The 6,022-nt window shown below is 40.1% G+C and carries 4 protein-coding genes; 1 reads left to right on the forward strand and 3 read right to left on the reverse strand.

What is annotated here, in order from left to right; genetic code table 11:
* The 3 genes from VKJ25_RS08945 to VKJ25_RS08955 form a co-directional block, all read right to left on the reverse strand.
* The coding region (locus VKJ25_RS08945; protein WP_324236281.1) for a cation efflux transmembrane domain-containing protein at positions 1-341 on the reverse strand (341 nt) is incomplete at its 3' end.
* A gap of 924 nt (positions 342-1,265) precedes the next feature.
* Entirely contained in the window at positions 1,266-2,279 is a 1,014-nt protein-coding gene (locus tag VKJ25_RS08950; protein WP_375340317.1) for a formylglycine-generating enzyme family protein, read from the reverse strand.
* A 187-nt stretch (positions 2,280-2,466) separates the two neighbouring features.
* Entirely contained in the window at positions 2,467-4,224 is a 1,758-nt protein-coding gene (locus VKJ25_RS08955; RefSeq protein ID WP_324236282.1) for an arylsulfatase, read from the reverse strand.
* Between the two features lie 620 nt (positions 4,225-4,844).
* Between VKJ25_RS08955 and VKJ25_RS08960 the strand changes: the two genes are divergently transcribed.
* Complete coding sequence (locus tag VKJ25_RS08960; RefSeq protein WP_324236283.1) at positions 4,845-5,852, forward strand: helix-turn-helix domain-containing protein; 1,008 nt, start codon at positions 4,845-4,847, stop codon at positions 5,850-5,852.
* Positions 5,853-6,022: the final 170 nt, after the last annotated feature.

A 6,022-nucleotide genomic window follows, 5' to 3' on the forward strand; every position in this document is an offset into this window, starting at 1 on the left:
GTGGCTTTCCGTCGAGAAACGAGAAACGCCACACCCAAAGGCACAGCAGTCATGGCATCCCCGATGTTGTGAATCAGATCGGCCAGGAGAGCGACACTGCCAGAAAGCCAGAATACCCCTGCCTGTAAGACAGCAGTGATTAGCAAACCCACCAGGGACCATTTGACTGCCCAGATGCCTCGCTCCGAGCTAGCGATTTCGGGGTCTATTATTCCGTGGGCATGGGTATGACCATCACCACCATGATGGTGATGGTGTTTGACATCAGGTGTGGTGAGTTTAGGGACATCATTGGTCGGGATCGATGTAGGAAGTTGGGTCATTTCTGTTATCAGTGTCAAAAAAATTCTTAGTTATAACTTACCCAAAGAAACCAGGTTTCTAGGATAAATCGTTGTTTTGAGCAGTAATAATCTACCCTCGTACCGGGTTTCTGGATTCATCTGCGTAAGTCCTGTTAGTTTATGACTAACTAAATTTTATCAAGCAAATTATTTTTGTTCTCGTATATTGAAGTTTATTCAAATGTTTTAAGTATACTAAAAATCTCAAAAAAATCAAGTAGAAAAAAGTTAATTTATATTAAAAACAAACAAGTTAAAATCAAAAAAATGATTATATATTTTTTCAGATTTTTTAAATCTATAAACAATATAAAGATTTGATAAATTATCATCATTATATTGAATTAGTTTTCAAGATTGTATAAGTAATAATTTATATAGAAGCCGTTTGAACATTTGTAAATGCGACGATAGAAAGCAATCTCAGAGGTGTACAGAGATTGCTTCTTTCCACTCCATTCCAGTGGCAATGACTTGGGTATAGTAATTATCCTGGTTTTATATTATCACCCTAAACCCCTCTTAATTAAGGGTAAATTTATGTTGTATTTTTCTCCTAGAAAAAGGAGGATATCTATCAAAATTTTCAAATATTCTCTTAACTATAAAATTTGCAAAAAATTAACTTTATTGACAATTACTTAAGTAGTGGGCTAAATAATTAAATCAGGACTTATGCAAAATAGTAAAGGGTACACCATTTGTAGGAGAAAATTTCGATTTTTCCCTACTAGCTATGGTGATTCTGCGTAAGTCCTGATTTAGTAATGAGTGGTAACCCAACCTTCCAGATTGTTACAGCAAACGAAGGCTGTGCTACATTTTTCCTAACCCAACCTTCCAGATTGTTACAGCAAACGAAGGCTGTGTTACGCTTGATAGTGTACCTTATCATCCTCAAAAGTTCTGTAATTATATTAGTTAACCCAAATTTTTCACAAGCCGAAAACCAATATGTGTTGTTCCCGTATCCGGTGACTGGGACTCCCGTGCAGCCGGACGATATCGACTACAATAGTTGGGCGCACAGAGGTGAGAACCACCCTTAATAACGTGTACCGCACCCTCAGCAGGTTTTTTGGGGTCAAAACTTTCGGCTTGGCTAGGACCTTCTGGATTAACGCTATGAGCCATATTCTTGCGTTCCACCCGATACCAGTCCGCTGTCCATTCCCAAACATTACCAGTCATGTCATACAAACCATAACCATTCGCTGAGAACGAACCAACGGGAGCAGTTCCTAAGTAGCCGTCTGCTTTGGTATTGAAAAACGGAAAAAATCCTTGCCAGGTGTTGGCTTTTTTGGCAGAATATTCTTGACCCCAGGTGTAAGTAGATTCTTTTAAACCGCCTCTGGCAGCATATTCCCATTGAGCTTCCGTGGGTAATTGTTTTCCTGCCCACTTGGCGTAGGCTAAAGCGTCTTCGTAGGCAATATGAACAACGGGATAATTTTCCTTCCCGTTAATATTGGTATCAGGGCCGTAAGGATGTTGCCAGTTTGCCCCCGGAACCCAATGCCACCAACTCAGATAAGCGACTTGTTGAAACCCTTCTGTGGGAGGCTGGAAAACCAGGGAACCAGGCGATCGCTGTTCATCAGGTAAGTCAGGAAAATGTGATTTTGATAGAGGAAGTTCGGCGACAGTAACGTAACCTGTATCTTCTACAAACTTGGTAAACTGGGCGTTAGTGATTTCGTGGGAGTCAATGCAAAATGAACTGACAGTCACATCTGCAACAGATAGTTCTTCGATAAATTCTGGTTTCTCTGACCCCATTTTGAACTCCCCTCCGGAAATGAAAACCATATTTTGGGGACAAGTTGAAGAGGATGCAGCCAACGCATTCAAATTAAAAATAGTAACAGTTAGAATAAAAACACTAAAAACAATAAAGAGTTTGGGAATATAATTTTGAGAATTATTGATCATGTTGATTGAGAGTTAAGTGATTTTGGGATGAGTAGCTATCGTAGGTTGGGTTTCGTTCCTTAACCCAACACCCCCATCACCAACCGCTAAAATCTAATTGGTTGAGCCGAGGAAACCAATGTTGGGTTTCCTGTTGGTCAACCCAACCTACAATTACTACACTTACTAATCTGACCAATGTTCAGAGCTAGTCAGCCGTACTCACGTTAATCTCATCAACAATATCTTCAATGATTTTGTCAGGATCGGAGCTAAAGGGAGGTTGACTCGGCGGATAATTGTCAAAGGTACTCAGATACTTCTGCACAAGACCAATAGCTGGCGTTAGCAAGAACTGTCGGCGAGAATACCAATCGTTGTAGTTATTGGAGTCTGTATCTGCCCGTTCATAAGGATCGCGACGTAGGTTAAATAGTTTGGGTAGACGCAACTTGACAAAAGGCTCTCGCCAAACATCGTAATAGTGTGCCCGTTGTTCTGCAAATACCACTTTCCAGTCCCCAAGGCGAACTCCTGGTAGTTGACCTTCATCGTTGAAGTAGATGAAGCCAGGACGCTTTCCAGGTTGCTCTTCAGGATTTGTCAAATAAGACAGTTGATTGAACCCATCGAGATAGGTTCCACAGAACTTGGTGGGTTCATCTTTACCACCGAAGAGTCCACCCCCGAAGAGTCCACTGCCATCTTCACAAGACAACTTCAGGGCATTTTTAAGGGTTACGTCTTTTTCTTCTGATTCTAATTTCTTGACAAGGTCTTGATTCTGTTTGAGGTATTCATCCACACCCGCTGCCGCCATCAGGGTTGGTACCCAGTCTAAGTGAGAGAAAATTTCGTGGGAAACAGTTCCTGCCGGAATATGGCCAGGCCAACGTATCAAAGCCGGAACGCGATAACCAGCTTCCCAGTTGGTGTTCTTCTCCCCTCGGAAAGGACTCAAGCCACCATCAGGCCACATATTATAATGAGGGCCGTTGTCAGTGGTATAGATAACAATGGTATTATCTGCAATGCCTAAATTGTCAAGGAAATCCAGCAACTCACCCACATGACCGTCATGCTCTAACATACCATCGCCGTAGAATCCCTGGCCACTAATGCCCTCTACATCATCACTAATGTGGGTATAGAAGTGCATCCGAGTTGAGTTGAACCAAGTAAAGAAAGGTTGGTTGTTGAGAGCCGATTTTGCGATAAACTGCTTAGTTCGATCAAGAAATTCTCGATCAACAGTCTTCATCCGCTCAATATTCAGTGGTCCGGTGTCCTCGCAGGTTTGCTTGCCCAAAGAACCGAAGCGACCAAGTTTATCTCCAGGCGCGAGATTTTCATCATAGACATTTGATGCCTTGCAGTCGAGAACTCCGCGAGGACCGATGGTATTGGCAAATATGCCATTTGGTCCGCCTGGATAATCAGGATTTTCTGGCTCTTCTTCCGCATTCAAGTGATAGAGGTTGCCAAAAAATTCGTCAAAGCCATGAACTGTCGGTAGAAACTTGTTCAGGTCTCCCAAATGGTTTTTACCAAATTGTGCTGTGGTGTAGCCCAAAGGCTTCAACATTTCTGCCAAGGTGGGGTCTCCATCCTGAATACCAAACGGCGCTCCAGGGAAACCAACTTTTAGTAAGCCAGTCCGCAAGCCACTTTGTCCAGTGATAAATGCAGCGCGACCAGCAGTACAGCTTTGTTCCGCGTAGTAGTCGGTGAAAAGCATTCCTTCGTTGGCAATGCGATCGATATTAGGGGTATCGTAACCCACAATACCTTTTTCATAGGCACTAATATTTGTCCAGCCAATATCATCGCCCATAATCACCAGGATATTAGGTCTAGTCGTTTCTTGAGCAAAAGCTGGAGCTGTTGGGAACCAAGGTAATATCCCTGACAGCAGAAGCAATAGGGACATCGCCATAGCGATACCCATTTTCATACAACGAATCATGAAAATAATCTCCTTAATTAATTTTCAGGTAGCTGCAAAAACTAATTTCACAGTTCAAGGAATCAAAAGCCAGCTATCAGCTTTGAGCAACCTTGACTGAATTAAACACCCTTGTATTGATTGATCGGATTAGGATGGGTCATAAGTTACTCTGTAGCAAAACACAGTAATTTGAAGACGCGATTACTATCCTAGTGGTAATCTATCACTTTGAATAACCAAAAATTCCAACTTTTTAAAATATAATAATAACTAATTCATCCGCTAAAAAAATACTTTTTGCTTATAATAGGTTTCATTATTTTTTATTAAGAATTACGCAAAATATCTTATTATTAAATCTTGATTAAAATATAACTAAAATTTTTTTATGAGTTATAATTGCATAATTTAAGAGGCATTTAAGAGTATTTTTAATGTCATTTTCAGGCCATAAACAATTTTTTTTGTCCAAGAGACATCCCCAGCAAAATATTTTATTCCCCTTATTATTAGTAATGTTCTTTTGTGAAATTGGTATTACACACCATCTATAAAAGGCAAATGGCTATTCGGTTCTACAGATGGTATTTTGACGCAAGTTGTGTTATCAATGGAATGTTGCAAAAAGAACTTTGTTGATGGATATAAATAAAAGTAGAATTACTCAAACTAAAAATAATTCTCGGACAAGCAATCATAAGATTGTCTCCAAATTATTTACAGATGTAGATACTTTCAAAGAATTTGTTGCCTATCGACGGTACGAAATAATACAACTCACTCCTGGTTCTCTTCAAGCTCGTTTTTTGTCAATTCAACTTGGTGATATATACTTCACATATACTCAGACAAATCAAGGGACTCAAGTTTTTGGTGATAAGTTGAAAGAATACTGCAATTTTTCCATAGTCTGGTTTGAGAATGAAGGGGAAGTTCATGCCTTGCGTCACCATATCGATCCTCAAAGAACTCTTTTTGCTTTCAATGAAAAGGAAACTGATTTCATAAGTTCTCAAGGTGGAGTGATGACAGAAATTTGTATTCCTTTGAAAACTTTTCATACTTATGCAGACAAACTACAACGCCACGATCTAGATGATAATTTCCGGAGTAAAAACCATGTTAATTTGTTCCCAACTGAGATGAAAGAAATTAAAAATTACCTGAAACAACTATTTTGGTTAGCAATACACGAACCCCATTGGTTGCAAAGACCTGATGTTGAAACACTTGTTACTAATGATTTTGTTCCTTTGTTGATTAGTAAGATTCCTATTAAGTTAAATTCCAAGGTTTTCCTCAAACCTTCTCGAAGAGCAAAGTTGATTGCCCAAGCAGAGAAAAAAATGTTAGCGCACTTAGAACAACCGCTAACATTGAAACAGCTAGCTGAAAATTTAGAATCTAGCAGTTCTGCTTTATCCTATGGTTTTCAAGACTTATTTGGCATGAGTCCAATACGCTATCTGAAAGTGCGACGACTCAATGCAGTGCGACAACACCTGAAGGCAAGCGATCCAGAGAGTTGTGTGATAGTTACCACCGCCAGTCAATTTGGGTTCTACAATGCCAGCCATTTTGCTAAAGATTATAAAGCCATGTTTGGGGAGTTGCCTTCAGAGACGTTGGGAAAGAAAGTACGGTAGGGGCGGGTTTCATCAGATATTTTATGGCTTGATATCAGATTTGGCTAAACCCGCCCTCTTATCTACAACGTCAAAATCTATGGGGGCGGGTTTTTTTCATGTTATCAACCTTTCCTAAGGTAACATGGAAACCCGCCCCTACTGTTTTAATTAATAATGAATAATTGATA

The organism is Okeania sp., from assembly GCF_035285525.1.
GTDB lineage: Bacteria > Cyanobacteriota > Cyanobacteriia > Cyanobacteriales > Microcoleaceae > Trichodesmium.

Bases quoted from the DNA above. Each gene is read 5' to 3' on its own strand.
- VKJ25_RS08960 (WP_324236283.1), top strand. From the start codon at position 4,845: ATGGATATAAATAAAAGTAGAATTACTCAAACTAAAAATAATTCTCGG.
- VKJ25_RS08955 (WP_324236282.1), bottom strand. From the start codon at position 4,224: ATGATTCGTTGTATGAAAATGGGTATCGCTATGGCGATGTCCCTATTG.
- VKJ25_RS08950 (WP_375340317.1), bottom strand. From the start codon at position 2,279: ATGATCAATAATTCTCAAAATTATATTCCCAAACTCTTTATTGTTTTT.